Annotated in this window: 25 protein-coding genes and 1 tRNA gene; 13 read left to right on the forward strand and 13 right to left on the reverse strand. The window is 59.3% G+C overall.

Translation table 11 applies throughout. The annotated features are described in order from the left end of the window. The first annotated feature begins 45 nt into the window (after positions 1–45). From AC0ZT5_RS22455 to hdaA, 4 genes are all read left to right on the forward strand, one after another. Entirely contained in the window at positions 46–1,035 is a 990-nt protein-coding gene (locus tag AC0ZT5_RS22455) for a methyltransferase (RefSeq protein WP_488498215.1), read from the forward strand. Between the two features lie 134 nt (positions 1,036–1,169). Further along, the gene (locus tag AC0ZT5_RS22460) at positions 1,170–1,727 is read left to right on the forward strand and encodes a CDP-alcohol phosphatidyltransferase family protein (RefSeq protein ID WP_488498290.1); all 558 of its coding nucleotides are present in this window, start codon (positions 1,170–1,172) and stop codon (positions 1,725–1,727) included. Then, a complete protein-coding gene (locus AC0ZT5_RS22465) occupies positions 1,699–2,904 on the forward strand; it encodes an AI-2E family transporter (protein WP_488498216.1) in 1,206 nt (401 codons plus the stop codon). The genes AC0ZT5_RS22460 and AC0ZT5_RS22465 overlap by 29 nt, the downstream gene beginning before the upstream one ends. Before the next feature lie 47 nt (positions 2,905–2,951). Beyond that, positions 2,952–3,656 (forward strand): DnaA regulatory inactivator HdaA, encoded by a 705-nt coding sequence (hdaA, locus tag AC0ZT5_RS22470; protein WP_488498217.1) that lies wholly within the window; start codon positions 2,952–2,954, stop codon positions 3,654–3,656. 91 nt (positions 3,657–3,747) lie between these two features. Here the strand turns inward: hdaA and AC0ZT5_RS22475 are convergent. The 11 genes from AC0ZT5_RS22475 to AC0ZT5_RS22525 all read right to left on the reverse strand — a co-directional run bounded on the left by AC0ZT5_RS22475 (position 3,748) and on the right by AC0ZT5_RS22525 (position 9,000). Continuing rightward, a tRNA-Pro gene (locus AC0ZT5_RS22475) sits at positions 3,748–3,824 on the reverse strand. Positions 3,825–3,946: 122 nt separating this feature from the next. Then, entirely contained in the window at positions 3,947–4,741 is a 795-nt protein-coding gene (locus AC0ZT5_RS22480) for a tyrosine-type recombinase/integrase (protein ID WP_488498218.1), read from the reverse strand. A gap of 146 nt (positions 4,742–4,887) precedes the next feature. Beyond that, positions 4,888–5,202, reverse strand: coding sequence for a helix-turn-helix domain-containing protein (locus tag AC0ZT5_RS22485; RefSeq protein ID WP_488498219.1), 315 nt, complete (start codon positions 5,200–5,202; stop codon positions 4,888–4,890). Between the two features lies 1 nt (position 5,203). Continuing rightward, positions 5,204–5,488: a hypothetical protein gene (locus AC0ZT5_RS22490; protein ID WP_488498220.1), complete on the reverse strand. Its 285-nt coding sequence runs from the start codon at positions 5,486–5,488 to the stop codon at positions 5,204–5,206. After that, entirely contained in the window at positions 5,485–5,895 is a 411-nt protein-coding gene (locus tag AC0ZT5_RS22495) for a hypothetical protein (RefSeq protein WP_488498221.1), read from the reverse strand. Before AC0ZT5_RS22495 ends, AC0ZT5_RS22490 begins: the two co-directional genes overlap by 4 nt. Beyond that, positions 5,892–6,803 carry a Lar family restriction alleviation protein gene (locus AC0ZT5_RS22500; protein ID WP_488498222.1) on the reverse strand — a complete coding sequence of 304 codons (912 nt, stop codon included), beginning with the start codon at positions 6,801–6,803 and terminating at the stop codon, positions 5,892–5,894. Before AC0ZT5_RS22500 ends, AC0ZT5_RS22495 begins: the two co-directional genes overlap by 4 nt. After that, on the reverse strand, positions 6,800–7,165 hold the full coding sequence (locus AC0ZT5_RS22505; RefSeq protein WP_488498223.1) for a nuclease domain-containing protein: 366 nt from the start codon (positions 7,163–7,165) through the stop codon (positions 6,800–6,802). The genes AC0ZT5_RS22500 and AC0ZT5_RS22505 overlap by 4 nt, the downstream gene beginning before the upstream one ends. Continuing rightward, positions 7,165–7,353 (reverse strand): hypothetical protein, encoded by a 189-nt coding sequence (locus AC0ZT5_RS22510; RefSeq protein WP_488498224.1) that lies wholly within the window; start codon positions 7,351–7,353, stop codon positions 7,165–7,167. The genes AC0ZT5_RS22505 and AC0ZT5_RS22510 overlap by 1 nt, the downstream gene beginning before the upstream one ends. Next, entirely contained in the window at positions 7,350–7,778 is a 429-nt protein-coding gene (locus AC0ZT5_RS22515; RefSeq protein WP_488498291.1) for a hypothetical protein, read from the reverse strand. The genes AC0ZT5_RS22510 and AC0ZT5_RS22515 overlap by 4 nt, the downstream gene beginning before the upstream one ends. Before the next feature lie 87 nt (positions 7,779–7,865). Then, the gene (locus tag AC0ZT5_RS22520) at positions 7,866–8,162 is read right to left on the reverse strand and encodes a hypothetical protein (protein WP_488498225.1); all 297 of its coding nucleotides are present in this window, start codon (positions 8,160–8,162) and stop codon (positions 7,866–7,868) included. A gap of 1 nt (position 8,163) precedes the next feature. Then, positions 8,164–9,000, reverse strand: a complete 837-nt coding sequence (locus tag AC0ZT5_RS22525) for a hypothetical protein (RefSeq protein WP_488498226.1) — start codon at positions 8,998–9,000, stop codon at positions 8,164–8,166. Positions 9,001–9,149: 149 nt separating this feature from the next. On the opposite strand from AC0ZT5_RS22525, the gene AC0ZT5_RS22530 reads away from it, so the two are divergent. Together AC0ZT5_RS22530 and AC0ZT5_RS22535 are read left to right on the forward strand one after the other, a co-directional pair. Continuing rightward, positions 9,150–9,956, forward strand: coding sequence for a hypothetical protein (locus AC0ZT5_RS22530; RefSeq protein ID WP_488498227.1), 807 nt, complete (start codon positions 9,150–9,152; stop codon positions 9,954–9,956). Then, entirely contained in the window at positions 9,953–11,125 is a 1,173-nt protein-coding gene (locus tag AC0ZT5_RS22535) for a sialate O-acetylesterase (RefSeq protein WP_488498228.1), read from the forward strand. Before AC0ZT5_RS22530 ends, AC0ZT5_RS22535 begins: the two co-directional genes overlap by 4 nt. A 213-nt stretch (positions 11,126–11,338) precedes the next feature. Here the strand turns inward: AC0ZT5_RS22535 and AC0ZT5_RS22540 are convergent, their stop codons facing one another. After that, positions 11,339–12,064, reverse strand: coding sequence for a hypothetical protein (locus tag AC0ZT5_RS22540; protein ID WP_488498229.1), 726 nt, complete (start codon positions 12,062–12,064; stop codon positions 11,339–11,341). 14 nt (positions 12,065–12,078) lie between these two features. On the opposite strand from AC0ZT5_RS22540, the gene AC0ZT5_RS22545 reads away from it, so the two are divergent. From AC0ZT5_RS22545 to AC0ZT5_RS22575, 7 genes are all read left to right on the forward strand, one after another. Continuing rightward, positions 12,079–12,792: a glycoside hydrolase family 108 protein gene (locus tag AC0ZT5_RS22545; RefSeq protein ID WP_488498230.1), complete on the forward strand. Its 714-nt coding sequence runs from the start codon at positions 12,079–12,081 to the stop codon at positions 12,790–12,792. 2 nt (positions 12,793–12,794) lie between these two features. Beyond that, complete coding sequence (locus tag AC0ZT5_RS22550; protein ID WP_488498231.1) at positions 12,795–13,010, forward strand: hypothetical protein; 216 nt, start codon at positions 12,795–12,797, stop codon at positions 13,008–13,010. Next, the gene (locus AC0ZT5_RS22555; protein WP_488498232.1) at positions 13,010–13,228 is read left to right on the forward strand and encodes a hypothetical protein; all 219 of its coding nucleotides are present in this window, start codon (positions 13,010–13,012) and stop codon (positions 13,226–13,228) included. Before AC0ZT5_RS22550 ends, AC0ZT5_RS22555 begins: the two co-directional genes overlap by 1 nt. A gap of 172 nt (positions 13,229–13,400) precedes the next feature. Beyond that, the gene (locus tag AC0ZT5_RS22560) at positions 13,401–13,763 is read left to right on the forward strand and encodes a hypothetical protein (protein WP_488498233.1); all 363 of its coding nucleotides are present in this window, start codon (positions 13,401–13,403) and stop codon (positions 13,761–13,763) included. 244 nt (positions 13,764–14,007) lie between these two features. Beyond that, complete coding sequence (locus AC0ZT5_RS22565; RefSeq protein ID WP_488498234.1) at positions 14,008–14,526, forward strand: hypothetical protein; 519 nt, start codon at positions 14,008–14,010, stop codon at positions 14,524–14,526. Continuing rightward, the gene (locus AC0ZT5_RS22570) at positions 14,523–14,924 is read left to right on the forward strand and encodes a hypothetical protein (RefSeq protein WP_488498235.1); all 402 of its coding nucleotides are present in this window, start codon (positions 14,523–14,525) and stop codon (positions 14,922–14,924) included. Before AC0ZT5_RS22565 ends, AC0ZT5_RS22570 begins: the two co-directional genes overlap by 4 nt. A gap of 6 nt (positions 14,925–14,930) precedes the next feature. Next, complete coding sequence (locus AC0ZT5_RS22575) at positions 14,931–15,485, forward strand: hypothetical protein (protein ID WP_488498236.1); 555 nt, start codon at positions 14,931–14,933, stop codon at positions 15,483–15,485. A gap of 293 nt (positions 15,486–15,778) precedes the next feature. Here the strand turns inward: AC0ZT5_RS22575 and AC0ZT5_RS22580 are convergent, their stop codons facing one another. Next, positions 15,779–15,997, reverse strand: coding sequence for a Thoeris anti-defense Tad2 family protein (locus AC0ZT5_RS22580; protein ID WP_488498237.1), 219 nt, complete (start codon positions 15,995–15,997; stop codon positions 15,779–15,781). Between the last annotated feature and the right edge of the window lie 130 nt (positions 15,998–16,127).

Raw genomic sequence — 16,127 nt, forward strand, 5'->3', positions numbered from 1 at the left:
TTGTTGGTGCTCTGTTGCTTCGCATCAGGCATCCGGTGACAGGCCATGCTCAATCCGTCGCAACAGATCATGAGGCTGGGCTTTGGATTCGCCGTGTCACAGGCGCTGCGCGTAATTATCGAACTCGGCATCCCCGATCTCCTGGCTGTCAGCGAGCAGTCGGTGGATAAACTAGCGGCTGCCACTCAGTCGGATGCTGACGCGCTCTATCGTGTAATGCGACTTCTCGCGCCGGAAGGCGTCTTTAGGGAAGTACTGCCCCGTCATTTCGAATTGACGGAGGTTGGCGCCGCGTTGCGCTCCGATAAGCCGGGTCCCCGTGACTTCGTCCGCATGATCAACAGTGAGGCCTATCTTGCCTTCGAGCAGCTCCTGCATTCTGTCCGCACCGGAAAGCCAGCCTTCGATAAGGTGTTCGGGAGCCCAAGGTTTGACTGGCTGTCGGAACACCCGGAGCAGGCTGCCTTGTTTCAGCGTGCAATGGTCGCCTTGAGCCAAGGCAGTAACGAGGCCGTTGCCGAAGCTTGTGACTTCAGGCCGTTCACACGGATCGTCGACGTTGGCGGCGGACATGGTCAGCTTCTCTCGGCGATCCTGGCCCGCAACCCCCATTTGAGCGGCGTGCTTTTCGATCTGCCTTCGGGCGTCGCAGCAGCCCGCCAGGGTGCCGGAGGCGACCTGCCGCGCACCGAATTTATCGCAGGTGATTTCTTTGAAAGCGTTCCCACCGGTGACGTCTACGTCATCAAGAAGGTCGTTCACGATTGGGACGATGGGCGTGCCGCGGAGATCCTGCGAAATTGCCGAAAGGCAATGTTGCCGAACGGAAAGGTGCTTGTGGCCGAGACCCTCGTGCCGCCAGGTGACGAACCGAACCAGATCAAGGGTATCGACGTGGTCATGCTCGCCGTCACTGGCGGCCTGGAGAGGACGCAGGTCCAATATGCAGGCTTGTTCGACGCCGCTGGGCTACGCCTTGAGCGAGTGATTCAGACCCGAGGACCCATTTCCATCCTTGAGGCGTCTGCAGCCTAACCAGAGAATATCTCAATGTGAGCCTAGGTCGCGGTGCCTCGCCGTCCAGCTACCTCTGCTATGTTTGCCGCTTCTCCCTTGCGATCCCCTCCGTCTCCATCATCTATCAGCATGCAAATCCGACAGGCGCGCATTTGACCATCCCCAACCTGATCACCATCCTGCGCCTGGTTCTGGTGCCAGCGGTGGTGTTGGCGATGCTGCAGGCGCTCTGGGACTGGGCCTTTGCCGGGTTCCTCGTGGCTGGCATCTCCGACGGCGTCGACGGCTTCGTCGCCCGTCGTTTCAACCAGCAGTCCAGGCTCGGCGCCTATCTCGATCCGATGGCCGACAAGCTGCTGCTGGTTTCGGTCTTCGTCGTCCTGGGCTTCATCGGGCAATTGCCGCTGTGGCTGGTCGTCACCATGGTGTCGCGCGACGCGCTGATCGTCTGCGCCGTTGTGTTGTCGTCCGTCATGGCCCATCCAGTCGAGATGAAGCCGCTTTTCGTGTCGAAGGCCAACACCGCCATCCAGATCGTGTTGGCGGCGGTTGTGCTGGGCGAACTTGCCCTTGCCGTTCACCTCGACCCTCTGCGGCCAGCCCTCATATTGCTGTCCGGGGTCTTGACCGTGGCTTCGGCCGCGGCCTATCTCGTGGCTTGGCTGAGGCATATAAGAGGCTATGGCGAAGGCTCCAATCCGGACATCTGAGAGAGAAGCGGCGGTTGAGAGAGAAGCGGCGGTGATCGAGGCTGCGGCAGCCGATCTTGCCGCGGCCTCCGCTTTCCGCCGACAGATCTTCTTCTGGCTGGCCGGCGCGGCCGTGCTCGCGCTTTTTCTCTATGTCTTCAGTGCCATCCTGTTGCCCTTCGTTGCCGGCATGGTGCTTGCCTATTTCCTCGATCCGGTCGCCGACCGTCTGCAGCGGCTTGGCCTATCCCGCTTCATGGCGACGGTGGTCATCCTCATCACCTTCCTCATCGTGCTGGTGCTGGCCTTCGTCATCCTCATCCCGGTGCTGGCAACGCAGATGGCCGATTTCGCCGGCAAATTGCCGGAATATCTGACCCGGCTGCAAAGCCTGATCACGTCTTTTGATCCGAAATGGCTGGAACAAAAATTCGGCGTCAACGCCAATGGCTTGCGCGACGGGCTGAATTCGCTGCTGACCTCCGGCTTCGGCCTGATCACCACGGTCTTCACCTCGATCTGGAGTTCAGGCGTGGCGCTGGTCTCGGTGGTCAGCCTGTTCGTGGTGACGCCGGTGGTTGCCTTCTACATGCTGCTCGACTGGGACCGCATGGTTGCGGTCATCGACAGCTGGGTGCCGCGCGACAATGTCGCGACGGTGCGCGCCATCGCCAAGGACATCAACACCGCAACGGCCGGCTTCGTGCGCGGCCAGGGCACGCTGTGCCTGGTGCTGGGCGCGATTTATGCGACCGGGCTGACGCTGACCGGGTTGAATTTCGGCATCCTTATCGGCCTGTTCGCCGGCCTCATCTCCTTCATCCCCTATGTCGGCTCGCTCACCGGACTGGTGCTGGCCGTCGGTGTCGCCTTCGTCCAGTTCTGGCCGGACTGGACGATGATCGTCGCCGTCGCTGTGGTGTTTTTCATCGGCCAGTTCATCGAAGGCAACATCCTGCAGCCACGGCTGGTCGGCAAGAGCGTCGGCCTGCACCCGGTATGGCTGATGTTCTCGCTGTTTGCCTTCGGCGCGCTGTTCGGCTTCGTCGGCCTGCTGATTGCCGTGCCGGCTTCGGCGGCAGTTGCCGTGCTGGTGCGGTTTGCCATAGCTCGTTATCTCGAATCGCCGCTCTACAAAGGTCACGGCAACACCGCGCCGGAGCTGCCGGCCGATCGGCGCAAGGCCATCAAGCCATGATCGGGCCGATGACCAGGTGGCTTGCCGGCCCGCATGGCTGAGTCCGAATGAGCGACCAGAAAGCCGATCCGCCGCGCCAGTTGCCGCTCGATCTCGGCCATGGCACCGGCTATTCGCGCGACGAGCTCGTCGTCTCCGGCACCAACAACCAGGCAGTGGCCTTGGTCGATCGCTGGCCGGACTGGCCCTCACCGGTGGTGGTGCTGGCAGGTCCCGCCGGCTCCGGCAAGACGCATCTGGCCTCGATCTGGCGCGCCCGCGCCAATGCGGTGGCGGTCGACGCTCGGCGTGTTGGTGACAGCATCGCCAATCTCGGCGCCCGGCCGGCACTGATCGACGATGTCGATACCGGGGCGGTCGACGAGCAAGGCCTGTTCCATCTGATCAATGCGGTGCGTGGTGCAGGCTCGACGCTGCTCCTGACCGCACGCCGCTTTCCATCGGCCTGGGGTGTTGTGCTGCCCGATCTCGCCTCGCGGCTGAAGGCGGCGGCGACGGTCGAGATCCATGAGCCCGACGACGTCCTGCTCGCCGGCGTCATCACCAAGCTGTTCGCCGACCGCCAGGTCGAGGTCGAACCGCATGTCGTGCAGTATCTGGTCCGCCGCATCGAGCGCTCGCTGGCGACCGCGATGCGTGTGGTGGAACGGCTGGACCGCACAGCGCTCGAGCGCAAGACGCCGATCACGCGGGCATTGGCGGCCGAAACCGTCAGCGCCATGGACGAGGGGCAGGGCGAGTTCGAGATTTAGGATTTCTCAGCAGGACAAGGCCCGAAACAGGAATCGGCGCAACGTGCCATCCGCCGCACCGGTGGCGCCGACATTGCATTCCGGGAGAGGATGGTCGGAGTGGAGAGATTCGAACTCCCGACCCTCTGGTCCCAAACCAGATGCGCTACCAGGCTGCGCTACACTCCGAACGTTGCGGGCTATAGGGTTCCGGGCTTTTAAAGGCAACCCCCTTTCGAACAAGAACGGAACGAACGGCCTGGAAGTGCCACGAGTGGCGCCAAAAGTCTCACCAAAAGTCCCACGGATGTTCATTGGCTGTTCTCCCCGGTCTTTGCCGCCGGCTTCGTCTCGACGGTCTGCGCGGCGTCGCTGGCTTCCATAGCCGCCCGCAGATCGTCTTTGGTCAGGTGGGAATAGCGGGAGGTCGTCGCCAGCTCGGAGTGGCCCAAGAGCTTCTGTGCGGCCTTCAGGTTACCCGTGGCGCGCACCAGGCGCGTTGCCGCTGTATGCCGGTTGTCATGGAAGCGATAGTCATCGACGCCAGCGCGGCCCTTGGTGCGGCGCCATTCTGTCTTGAAGCCTTCCATGCTGATAGGCTCGCGCTGCCCCTTGGTGACGCCTTCGCGTGGCCTCTTCACCACGTAGCTGAACACCGCCGTCTTGTGGTGGTCCTTCAGTTCCCAGAGCAGGGCATAGATTGCGGCGGTCATCGGGATCGTGCGCGTCTTGTCGCCCTTGCCGGTGACCCGGAATTCCCGGTTGAAGAAATCAACGTCCTTCCATTCCAGCCCGACAATCTCGGCGCGTCGGCATCCTGACAGGAGCGCGAAGCGTAGGGCCGGCGCATAGTCGCCCCGGATCGCGGCCATGAACTTGGCTTCCTCGTCGGCCGTCGCTTCCCTGACCCGCTCCTGCGGTTCCTTCAGGAAGTGGTCCTTCCACTCGATATCCTCGACCGATTGCTTCCATGTGCGCCGTGCGCGCCGCAGGAGAGCCCGCAGGATCTCGTTGACGCTGCGGTTGACGGTCGCTGCCGAAACCCCTTCGCCGCGCCTCTTGGCTACCGCCTTGGCGACTGTGGCGTCGTTGATGGTGGATATCATGGTCCCGGCGCCTATGAAGTCCTGGAGCCATTCCAGGGACCGCAGGGTATCGACGTGGTTGCGGTGAAACTTGCCAACCTCATTCCAGTATTGTGCGGCTGCGGCTTTGAACGCCAGCGGCTTTGATGAGTCGAACTGTAGGGATTTCAGCCGGTCCTTTTCGGCTTGCTCGAACTTTTCAGCTTCGCGCTTTGACGAGCATCCAGTCGGGCCTGAAAATCGCTGGCGTCGATAACGGAAGTCGTACGAGTATTCCGATTGGCCGGTGCGCTTGAAGACAGACATTTGCGAGCCTCTCGGAATTCTTCGATGTCGGCAGGGTCGTACCGACGCGTTTCTCGCTTTTCACCAAGCCCGACATTGACGTAACGTATCCGGCCGGCGCAAGTGAGCGAGCGCAACTGCTTCTCGGATATGCACAGTTCCCGTGCTGCGGCTTCGGGGGAGAGGAGGGGCGTCATGTCACTCCCCCTGTGGAATGGGGTTGGTGGACGGGCCTTCCGGGATAAGCCGCCAATGCGTTGGCCGATAGCCATGCTCCAGCAGATCGACGCGGCTTTCGTCGCCGGGAAACGGCGAGCCCCAGATGATCCGGTCATCGACGCGGATACAGCCGGGAAGCCTGACGATCATGAACATGTCGAGACCGGCGTCGTAATACTTCGCGATCACATCAAAGCAATCGTTCGGGATGCCCGCAAAATCCTCGCCGGCTTCGTACCAGCCATTTTCATCGGGAGCGCTCAACGGTCATTCTCCCCTTCAAGGAGGGGGCCGAGAGCGCGGGCGGCGACACGATCCTTGATGAATGATTGTGCTCTGCACTTAATGATGTGGAACGCATAGCCGAGGCTGTAGGAACTCATGCCGTCAGGGCTTACCCACTTCTCCGGCTGATCTGCAATCTGCTGGATTACGCGATGTGCCTCCTCCAGCGCCTTCCTCATCTCGGCTAGGGCTGCCTCTGCGGTACGACGGCGCGCGGTTTCCTTCTTTAGCTCTGGAACAAGCGCATCGATTGCAGCCTCCTTGGCGGCGAGGGTGTCGGCGGCTTCGCGGACGTCGCCGCAGATGACGTGCAAATCGCCGCGCTTGGACAGTTTCAGCCGTTCGGCATCAATTGTCAGCCGCTGGATCAGATCGGCGGCGTTCATTCCGATACCCCACTGTTTTGAGAGAGGGCGAGCCGACCGGCTTCGGTGAGCCTGACGCGGCTATAATGGGGATGTTTTCCGTCTGGCGGCGCCCCAATCTCGACAAGGCCGATATTGACCAGGACTGTGAGTGCTGGCCCCTCGCACTCACCTAAAGCGCTAGCATCTTCCTTGCCCAGCCATGCGAGCAGCATATGTTCTTGTGTGGTTAGGCCGCCTTTCGGCATCCGTTTGCCTACCCCATCCCCTGCCGGTGCGGCAGAGAGAGCGGCAAGCGCTTGATCGGCAAAGGTGCAGATTGCGTCCAGATCGGCATTTTCGTCCCATCGAGCGGCAGCGATCCATTGCAGCCTCTTGATCGCCTCGGTAACTCCCGCATTCGTGGGGGTGGGGACGCTGCGGACGGCTTTGACGGTCCCATCCGAGCGAGCGGCATAAGCTGCCGACATCGATGGGGCGTCGAACCATCCGCCGTCATGATGCTGAACTTGCCAGAGGTGCGCCCCCTCCGGCTTGGGTGTTGCTGTTCCTCCAGAGAGAGTGGCGAGAACATGCTTCAAAGCACGACGCTGATGGCCATGCGACTTGCCGATTTCATCAGTTGGCAATCCGAAGATGCTGAAAAGTGCGAGACGCTGCTCATCGACCATATCGCGGAAGAACCAAAGCTGGATCTTTTCTAGCGCTCGCCCATCCCCTGCGGGCTTGGCGGCCGGGATGAGGGAGCGACGGTTCCATGCTGCGGGGGCTTCAACCTCATATCCTGGCTCTGTCGAGAAAGAAATGTCACAGTTGTAGCACCCGACACTGGTGTAAGTGACGATATCGTGTGACCACAGACTTTCAGTCTCATAGGTACTTACGGTCGGTTCGCCGCCGCAAAACGGGCATGGAAGGAGGTCGGTCATATCGTTTCCCCAGTTGCGATGTGGCGGCGTGCGACAGTCTTAGAAAGGGGCTTTGGACGGGGTGTATCGACCGGGATGACGACGAGGCCGCGCGTCACCCAATTCCTCATGGTTCGCTGCAATGCGCGAAGGCTGTAGAATAGCTCATCTTGCTTGGAAAGTCTATGCAAATCAATGGCTTGATGGCACGAATGGCAGCCAAAAGCGGCGTGGAAATCGTCCGACTTGTTGCCCATTCCCTTGATGTCGCTCGGCAGATGGCACAGGCAAACCGTCTCGTTGTTCGGCTCGCACCATGGCGTCTGGAACATGCAGGGTTGCCCCTTGGCGCTCTTGCGCAGTTTGCTCGACACGATCCCCATCAGGTAAGATCCACGCTGTATTCGCGGTCAAGCTCACGATCGATTTCCCTTGCAAGCCAATCTTCAAACTGGCGCTCGGAATAGCGGCGGATGTCTCGTTCGAAGGCTGGAAGCATTTCCTGATGCGGCTTGGTGTTGATGAGATCGGGAAGCCGTCGAGCGTGGGCTTTCACCATGGTCTGTCTCACGCTGCTTTCCTCGCTGGCTGGCCGATCAGCGACGGATCGTCAGGAATGGTCAGGATCACGCCCTGCTCTGAGAAGTGCCGGAATATCTCATCGAGATAGGCAGTCTTCTGCTTGCTCGACATGAGGCGCGTAACCGGCATGTCCAGCGGTTCGGACATGATGGAAATCTTCTGCTCGTAGGTCAGAGGCTTGACGATCGCGTCGTATTTCGCGCGGAACTCGTCGTTCTCAGCCCGCAGCATCGGAACGCCAAACCTCAGCTTGCAATAGCCGCGCCAGTATTCGGCTTTCTCGCCTGTCATCTGCTCGGCGATCTCCGTCATCCACTTGCGCTGGAGGCGGTTCTGCGCGGTCGTGCGGTGCTTGCCGGCTTCGATGCTGGCAGTGAATGGCAACTTCTGCGCCTGGATGAACAAGATCAGCATCTGGCGGGCTTGCTCGTTGTCTACAAATCGGTCGGCCATGTCCCTTAGCCTTTCTCCCGGCATTCGCGCCGGGATATCTGGTTGCAATCAGAACGGGATTTCGTCGTTTAGTTCGCCAGTGTCGGGATCGGCTTGGCCGCGCCTATACTCGCCAGCATCGCCATAGCGGGGCTTTGCGGCCTGCTTGATCTCTGCTGCGCGTTCCTGCTTTGGCTTTGCCGCCAGCGAGAAGAACAAGCCCTTGGAACCGCTCTTTTCCCAGCCGTTCAGCCAGTATTCGACGCCGTTGATGATGATGTAACCGGCCCAATCGGGGTGATTGGCTGTTTCCTTCCGCTCATTGCGGAAGAGCGTGCCGGACATGTCTTTTTTCTCGTAAGCCAATTCAGCCTCCGTTGAGTGGGTGTTGAGCGAGGGATTTGCGGAGCGCGTCACCAAGCGGGATTTCCGCAAGCTGTTCCGCCTCCATGTTCGATAGAAGTGCGTTTTCGTGTGCGCCGAACGCATTGGTCAGGGACTCCAGAAAGTCCTTGTTCCAGTGCTGCTCCTTCGCCATGGCGCGATAGATCGCCTTGATGCTGTCCAGAGATACGAGCGACTTGCAGTCGAGCAAATCCTCGTCCAGCATGGCCTTTAGGGCGTCCCAGGAGCCGTTTGTCTTGAGCCAGTAGGACGTGCGGTCACCGTTTGCGCGCCAGCCCTTGGCGGGCTTGCCGTTGGCCTTCAGGTGGCTTTGCTGCGGGGCTTCGATCGGTTGCTGATCGTCGGCGAACTCGTCGCGCATGGTGTTGACGTATTTGCTGTCGTCAAACATGCCCATGTGGACATCTGCTCCGACACCGATTAGCTTCAGAGCGTTCGTCACCGCATCGGTGAAGGCTTTCTTGAACGCCTCGTCATCGCTCTTGAGACCGCTCGAAAACTTGTTGACGATCTTGTCGCCGCCGACACCGTAGACGCGGCATTCGCGATCCTCCTGCCGATACCAGACGGAGGCGGTGCAATAGACAAGCACCTCGCCTTCACTGCCGGGAACGACTTGGAAAACAGGCTCACCAACGCCCCAGCCAAAGCCGCAGGGGCCGAACTCTTCCGTCATGCGCCGATAGGACCACATTGGCTTGATAGCGGTGCCCTTGAAGCCACCAGAGCGGGAGAAAGCCTTCGTGTGCTTCGGGTCGGTTCTGCCGAGCAGATCCCACAGTTTTGTGTTCTCGCTCACGAGCGTTTCCTCTCGAACTCGGAATTGATGATCTCTGCCATTTCCTGGCGCGCAGCTTTTAGTTAGCGGCGTGTACTGGGTCTAGCCATCTTCCAATCCCCTGAATTCCAACCCTGCTTTGGCGGGGCTTTTTTGCATGGAGCCCACACATGGCCGCTAGCATATTTGACTGGAGTCTCGTCGCAGCGAACAACGCCACGGCGGATGCGGACCTCACATGGGCTGAAGGGCAAGCTCCGTCCACGGTGAACAATTCCGCACGCGTCATGATGCAGCGGGGCAAACAGTTTCTTCTCGATACCGGAGGCATACTGATCTCCGGCGGGACGGCAAACGCGCTCACTTTGACGGCAAACAGCCCATTCACGACCTATGCCGATGGGATGATGCTGTCTTTCAGGGCCTCAGCCGGCAACACCGGTCCCACCACGCTGAACGTCAACGGTATCGGCGTGAAAAGTATTCGGAAGGTGCAAGACCCGGGGGAGCTTCCTCTTGATGGGGGCGAGATTCGACCGGGCGGGGCGTACATTCTGCAATATTCGACGGCGCTCAACGCTTCTGCCGGCGGTTGGATGTTGCTCAACCCCACTCTCATCAGCCGGGGAACCTACACGCCGACCATTACCGCCGGTTCCGGCACGTTCACCACCACTTCGGCCACAGGCGCATGGACCAAAGTTGACAGGATGGTAATGCTGAAACTTGCCATCACCATCACGACCGTTGGAACTGCTAGTGGCAGTATCGTCGCCACTCTCCCCTCCGGGTTCACGGGAGCCGCCTCACCAGTTGGCCTGTGGACGCTTGCGGGCCGTGAAAACGTTTTAACCGGCAAGATGCTTCAGGGCATAATCGGCCAATCCAGCACAACCGTGGTCATCCTCAGCTATGACGGTTCCTCCGCTATCGCGGCTGGCGCCAGCATCCAGCTTAGTGGATGGTACTGGATATGACGCCTATCGTCATCCTTGCGACAGGCCAGTCAAATGTTGCGATGGTTCGCTCCTACAGTTGGACGCCCGAACCGAACGTTTTTCTGTGGCCCTGGTATGGTCAGGTAAACACAGATACCGATGTTGCAACCGCATGGGTGCCGCTGCCCAACAACCAGATGGCCGGGGCCTTTTCCTTCGCCAATGAAGTGGCTCGTGCGAACCCTGACAGAACCGTCTACCTCTTCAACATGGGATGGGGTGCGATGGCAATTTCACACTGGATGACTGGTGCGACCACCCCGGACATGTATTCCGCAACGAAACTCAATGTCGAGGCGGGTTTGGCGCTGATCGGCGTTGAGCAGATCGACATGGTTTACTGGTGGCAGGGCGAGAGTGACGCCAGCGCCTTAAGCGAAACCTACCATTTCGATTTTGAAACTGTCATGGCCCGTTTTGAAGCGGAAACGTGGTGCCCGGCGGAAGTGCCCAAGGTCATCATGGCCGTTTCGCAGTGGACTAGCTCTGTCCCCACGGCGCTGTTCAATGACACCCTGAGACAGATTGCACTTTTCCGTGCCGAAACGCGTCACTTCGTAGACACCTCGCATCTTTCGCAATCCTATTGGGAAAGCACCGAGATTTACATTCACATGACCGCCGAAGGCTATAAGCTAGCCGGGGAACTGGCCCACCATGCCTATTCCAGCGGGGCAGGGCAGGGGAAAGTTGCATCCCCATGGATGGCTGTGATCAAGCGCAAGACCGAAACGCGTGCCAGCATGACGACCCTTGCAAACGATGCCGAGTTGAAATTCCCCATCCGCACGGGGCACACCTATCAGGTGCGGGGCCGGATCGACGGGCAGAAGCCGGCAACCGGCGACATCAAATATCTATGGACCGGCCCAAGCTGCGGGATACTTCGCGTCGAGACAGAAACGGCAATCCCCTCCGTCCCCACAAGCCGCGCGATCACGATAGAGCAAAGCGGAGTTTGGCCGGCACAGAAGACAATTCTTTCAACGTCGGCAGAGAACTTCTCAATCAAGTTTGAGTTCTACCTCTACGGTCCAGCCGCTAACGGAATGGTCCATTTCCAGTGGGCACAGAACACATCAGACGCCGCGCTGACCTACGTTTTCCCCGGCAGTTACATCGAGATATTGGAACTGTCCCCGCAGTGAAGGTTACCAGGCAACCTCTCGCAGATGTTGCCGGTCTTCCTCTTCTGTCGATTGGCGATACTGCCATCCGCCATTGATCCAGCGGCGCATACGATCGCCGTGGTAGTGCCACTCGTGCAGCGGAACACCCGCACAGGCTCTTGCGTAGGCAAGGTACAGGCTCAAGAGCAAGTTTTTCATAGCGGCGTTGATACCACACCCCGCCATCTGAATTCAATCAGGAGAAAACTCCATGGATCGCAACTTCGCACGGGCGCTTATGCTCGTCTTGAAATCGGAAGGCGGCTGGTCGGACAAGGCGGCTTTCCGCTTTTTCTGCTTGGCCTCGGCAACGGCGGCTTGGATGGTCTTCATGTTTCGCACGACTTTCCGGAGGGTGTTGAAGGGGACGCCTTCAAGGTTTGCAATCCGGTGGGTCGTCATCCATTCGCCGCGCCACCTGTAGAGCTTGGTCGTGCCGCGCGTAAGGCTTTGTTCTTCGTGAGTGGCCCACCGGCAATTCCCCGGCTCGTAGCCCTTGCACTGGTCAAGCCGGTCAATCGTTGTCCCGTCTGGTCTGGCGCCCATGTCTTCGAAGAAAGCGTCAAACGAGTTCCGCCACCGGTCGCACATGACAATCCCAGCGCCGCCATAGGAGGCAAACTTGCCGTTGTTCGGGTTGTGGCATCGGTCCTTAGCGGCCTGCCAGGACATGTAGGTGGGGGTTCTTGTCATGCCGTGGCGGCGGTTTCTGTCTCCGGTACTTTCGCGCTGGTAGCAGCCGCAACTTGTCGTGTCGCCGCTCGCCAGCTCATGGCCGGTCGCAACTTTTGCAGTGCCGCATTCGCAGATGCAATTCCACTTCGTTCTCTGGCCCTTTGACGCTGGCCCACAATCAAAACGATTGACCACCTTAAGGCGGCCATAGACATGGCCGGTACGATCAATAAACCGAGACATTCGGAGGTCCTTCCATGGACAGAAACTTCAATAAATCCCTACAGTTAGTTCTAAAGAGTGAAGGTGGGTTTGTCAACTTAAAGTCTGACCCAGGCGGCGCAACCAACCGTGGAATCACCATCGCCACCTTCCGCGCCTACATCAAACCGACCGGCACAATCGAGGATCTAAAAAATCTCACGATTGAGCAGGCTGGGATTTGCTATCGCCGGCAGTACTGGGATGCCGTGGCGGGTGCGGAATTGCCCGATGGCGTGGATTTCGCCACCTTTGATTTCGCGGTCAACTCTGGACCGTCTCGTGCGGCGAAGTACCTTCAGAGCGTCGTCGGCGCGGTACAGGACGGGCGCATAGGCCCAGCCACCATCAAGGCGGTAAAGGCCAAGCCCGATGTCATCAACGCGCTCTGCGATGCCCGTCTGGCCTTCCTGAAGCGTCTCGGGACATGGGACACATTCGGCAAAGGCTGGTCAAGCCGCGTGGCCTCAGTGCGCGCACAGGCGCTCGCCATGGCAGCGCAGCCCGCGCCGATCGTCATCCACCCATCGGTCGCTGACAAGCCCGTTGTCGTCACCCAGACCGGCAGTGAACCTCCTGTGGTCACCTCGGCCCCGGTCCCATCCTCCGCACAGCCGACAATTCCCACCAGCAAGACCGGGATCGCCGCAATCGGAGCGATTGTGGTCTCGCTCATCACCGGCTTTCTCAAACTGCATTTCGGAGGTTGAACATGGATAAGGTCGTCCAACCAAGCGCCAATCCGACCGTAAAGCTAACTGCCGCGACCATCGCTGCGGCGCTGATTTCCGTCTCGGGGCTCCTCATCAAGAACCTCGCTCCGCAGTGGTATTCCGATGAAGTGTGGTCGTCCATGACGCCTATCGTCATCTTCGCTTGCGGCTATCTGGTCCGCGACAATCCCAATGTCGTGGTTGTGCAGAAATGATGCCGCTTCTCCTCCAGTTCTGGCCCTACATCGCAGGCGCCGTCGCGGGGCTTCTCGGCCTCTGGAAGGTCTATGCCATGGGCCAAGCCAGCCAGAAGGCAAAGCAGGCTGCCGCCGAAGCGAAGGCCACCACGGAGGCCCAGAAGATCGATGATGCCGTGGCAGGACGCGCGCCAGACGCAAACAGGGAAAGGCTTGGCGAATGGTCCGGGTCCTGATGCTCGCGGCTCTCATGGCGCTTGCCGGGTGCACGACAACTGGCGGGTCATTCTGCGCGGTTGAACACCCAATCCGCCCGACGAAAGCTGAAATTGCCAAGCTCTCGGATGCGACTGTGGCAGCGATCCTGGCTCACAATGAAAAGGGCCGCGCGCTTTGTGGGTGGCGTCCGTGAGCCCGCCCTCGCCTAGCGACTTCAGCGCCAACGTCATCTTCCTGATTACGGTCATTGCCGCCGTTGCCGGCATCTGGTGGCGCATTGAAGGGGCGATTTCCAAGGCCAAGGTTGAAGCTCTGACCCAGGCACAGGCTGCGGCCGCACTTGCGACACTGGCCCAGAGCCAGTTGTCAGAACACAAGCTGCACGTCGCCGAAACTTATATCACAAAAGCCGGTCTCCGCGAAACAACAGAACAGGTGATTGCGGCAGTTCATGCTGTCAAAGCTGACGTTCATGGCTTGAACGAACGGATTGACCGGATCATCGAGAACCATCAAGCAACTGCAACCCCACGGCCACGGAGAACGACCTGAAATCACAAACATTTCTGTGGGAAGATTTGACATTCCGTTGCTTTTTCTCAGCAACAGGCGGACTATTTACTCAAGGTAATGGCGTCGTAACTTAGCATCTTTTTCAACAAAGGTGAACTGAGATGAAAGAGCATTTGCCTGCAATCTTGTGCCTTGGCGTTATGATTATCGCGTCTGCTCTAATTTTGGTTGGCGTTGTTTGCCACACAATCGCACTTCACCCCGATGCCTTGGGTTTTCTCTCATGAGCGCGCTCCGCAATCCCGTCTACTGGATTTACGCGCTTGTCGGCCTCGCCTGTCTGTTCATCCTGACAAGCCCTGCCCGTTCTGAGGCACCCCCCATCGTCAACATCACGAATGACGGCGGCGGGTCCGTTGCCGAGTACTACCGCAAATACAAAGCCTATTCGGAAGCAGGCACCGAGATCCACTTCCATGGCGGCTGCTACAGTGCCTGCACGTTTGTGCTCTTTACGGAATTCACTGGCATCAGGGCATGCTCTGATAATGCCATCTTCGGCTTCCATCAGCCCTTCCAGATGAAGGCGGACGGCAAGACCGTCCTGCGCACCAAGACTGCCAAGAAAGAGGCCCGCATGGCGTGGCGTCTTTGGCTCAACAGCCTGCCGATCGGGTTGCGGAACTATCTAGAGCGCGTTCGAGTCCCATCTGCGACCGATGGCGATGAAGAGAACACAATGCTCATCCTTCCCGGCGAAATTCTGCTCCCGAAGTGCGTCGAGAGGATGGCATCCCAATGACCCTCCGCTTGTACATAATCAATTTTGCCGGTCTCTGCTTCGTCATCTGGGCCGCATGGCTAGGTTACGTCCAGTTCGTCTTCACCCATGACGTGTCCCACATCAGCTACCTCATCACGGCGGTTTTTATCGGGTCCGTTGCCAGGGTGTTCTGGGGCAAGACAGACCATCTAGAGGAGGCCGAGAAGCAACTCACTGGCCTCGGCTTCATCGGTACGCTTGTCGGCTTCATTTTAGCCTTGGTGCCTATCTCTGACGGCTCAATGAGCACGCCGGATGGCATCATGCGTATCGGAACCGGTTTGCTGTCTGGCGTTGGGGTAGCGTTTTGCGCGTCGCTCGTTGGTGTCATCTGCGCCCAATGGCTCGGCCTGCTTGGCTGGCTGACCCGGGAGTAAAACCCAATGTGGCGGCTCTTTAACAGCATGCGTGACATGTACTCGAATGTCACGCTCATTCTGACCGCAGTCATTGTGATCGTGCTGACCCAGGTCAACCCCAAGGCCAAGCCTTCCGAGGCAAGCACAAAGCCTCCCGGCGACATCATGGTCTGCATCTCATGGCAGGGCGGCAGCGATGTCGATCTGTGGGGCACCGCACCGGGGCAGAGGATTGCCACAGGCTACGCGAACAAGAACGGCGAGACGCTCGACCTTGTGCGCGACGATCTGGGCAAGGATGCCAATACACGCCCGCGAACGGAATGCCAGTTTGCGCGCGGACTTCCCGATGGGCGCTGGGCCTTCGATCTGCACGGCTACCACATCATAGAGCCGGAAGTGACAGTTCATGCCGAAATCCGCCTTGGTGGCGAAGGCGGGTTTAGCCTCCTCCTCGAACGCGACATGACCATCAAGCAGGCACAGGAGCGCACCATAGCGCAGTTCCAGCTTCAGGGCGGGAAAGTTGTGCCCGGCTCTGTGAACGAAGTCTATGTGCCCCTCAGGTCGGCGTCATGATGTGGGCCGCTCTCTGCTTCCTCGCAATCTTTGCCGCCGCCCTAATCGCCTGTGCGATCGGCATCTGGTGGATGGGTGACGAATGACCTACCAGCCGTGCGATGGTTCGCGATACGGCTCAAGCCGATGCAACAAGGCACGGCAGGCGAGGGCGGTTCTAAGGTCTGCGCCGTTTCTCTTGAGCTTGACGACAGAGTTTGCGGAGATCCCCAGCAACCGGGCGCATTCGGCGTCGGAACGAGCAAGGCCAGCCGTGCGCATCTCAACAAGCCATGAATTGAAGGCAGCGGCGGTCACTTCGCGATTACCCAGTCGCATCCGTATTGGTCACAGGCGCTTGGGGTATAGGGAGCTCTGCGACCGTCGTCCAAAACGATTTCAAGATACGGCAAAGAACCCTCTGCGCGCCGCTGCGCGATGTACTTATTGGGGCGCCATTCGAGCCGCCGCATCTTATCTCCGGCCTTCATCTTTCGGAGTGCATCACTGTAATCATGAGAGGCATCGGTCATGGCTTTGGCTCTTCTCGTGCAATTTCTTTGTACTCCAACCAGCGTCTGGTTTCATCGGTCGGCGGCGTTGTCGTGGTGAGCCATACAGTCCCTTCATATGGTCGCACCAGCCATTTTCTCTGTGCCTCGA

This window comes from Mesorhizobium sp. CNPSo 4670 (assembly GCF_057784235.1).

Bases quoted from the DNA above. Each gene is read 5' to 3' on its own strand.
- AC0ZT5_RS22485 (WP_488498219.1), bottom strand. From the start codon at position 5,202: ATGACGCCCCTCCTCTCCCCCGAAGCCGCAGCACGGGAACTGTGCATA.
- AC0ZT5_RS22540 (WP_488498229.1), bottom strand. From the start codon at position 12,064: ATGTCTCGGTTTATTGATCGTACCGGCCATGTCTATGGCCGCCTTAAG.
- AC0ZT5_RS22530 (WP_488498227.1), top strand. From the start codon at position 9,150: ATGGCCGCTAGCATATTTGACTGGAGTCTCGTCGCAGCGAACAACGCC.
- AC0ZT5_RS22535 (WP_488498228.1), top strand. From the start codon at position 9,953: ATGACGCCTATCGTCATCCTTGCGACAGGCCAGTCAAATGTTGCGATG.
- AC0ZT5_RS22500 (WP_488498222.1), bottom strand. From the start codon at position 6,803: ATGACCGACCTCCTTCCATGCCCGTTTTGCGGCGGCGAACCGACCGTA.
- AC0ZT5_RS22575 (WP_488498236.1), top strand. From the start codon at position 14,931: ATGTGGCGGCTCTTTAACAGCATGCGTGACATGTACTCGAATGTCACG.
- AC0ZT5_RS22505 (WP_488498223.1), bottom strand. From the start codon at position 7,165: ATGGGGATCGTGTCGAGCAAACTGCGCAAGAGCGCCAAGGGGCAACCC.
- AC0ZT5_RS22550 (WP_488498231.1), top strand. From the start codon at position 12,795: ATGGATAAGGTCGTCCAACCAAGCGCCAATCCGACCGTAAAGCTAACT.
- AC0ZT5_RS22495 (WP_488498221.1), bottom strand. From the start codon at position 5,895: ATGAACGCCGCCGATCTGATCCAGCGGCTGACAATTGATGCCGAACGG.
- AC0ZT5_RS22515 (WP_488498291.1), bottom strand. From the start codon at position 7,778: ATGCTGATCTTGTTCATCCAGGCGCAGAAGTTGCCATTCACTGCCAGC.
- AC0ZT5_RS22570 (WP_488498235.1), top strand. From the start codon at position 14,523: ATGACCCTCCGCTTGTACATAATCAATTTTGCCGGTCTCTGCTTCGTC.
- AC0ZT5_RS22555 (WP_488498232.1), top strand. From the start codon at position 13,010: ATGCCGCTTCTCCTCCAGTTCTGGCCCTACATCGCAGGCGCCGTCGCG.
- AC0ZT5_RS22465 (WP_488498216.1), top strand. From the start codon at position 1,699: ATGGCGAAGGCTCCAATCCGGACATCTGAGAGAGAAGCGGCGGTTGAG.
- AC0ZT5_RS22455 (WP_488498215.1), top strand. From the start codon at position 46: ATGCTCAATCCGTCGCAACAGATCATGAGGCTGGGCTTTGGATTCGCC.
- hdaA (WP_488498217.1), top strand. From the start codon at position 2,952: ATGAGCGACCAGAAAGCCGATCCGCCGCGCCAGTTGCCGCTCGATCTC.
- AC0ZT5_RS22545 (WP_488498230.1), top strand. From the start codon at position 12,079: ATGGACAGAAACTTCAATAAATCCCTACAGTTAGTTCTAAAGAGTGAA.
- AC0ZT5_RS22580 (WP_488498237.1), bottom strand. From the start codon at position 15,997: ATGACCGATGCCTCTCATGATTACAGTGATGCACTCCGAAAGATGAAG.
- AC0ZT5_RS22565 (WP_488498234.1), top strand. From the start codon at position 14,008: ATGAGCGCGCTCCGCAATCCCGTCTACTGGATTTACGCGCTTGTCGGC.
- AC0ZT5_RS22480 (WP_488498218.1), bottom strand. From the start codon at position 4,741: ATGATATCCACCATCAACGACGCCACAGTCGCCAAGGCGGTAGCCAAG.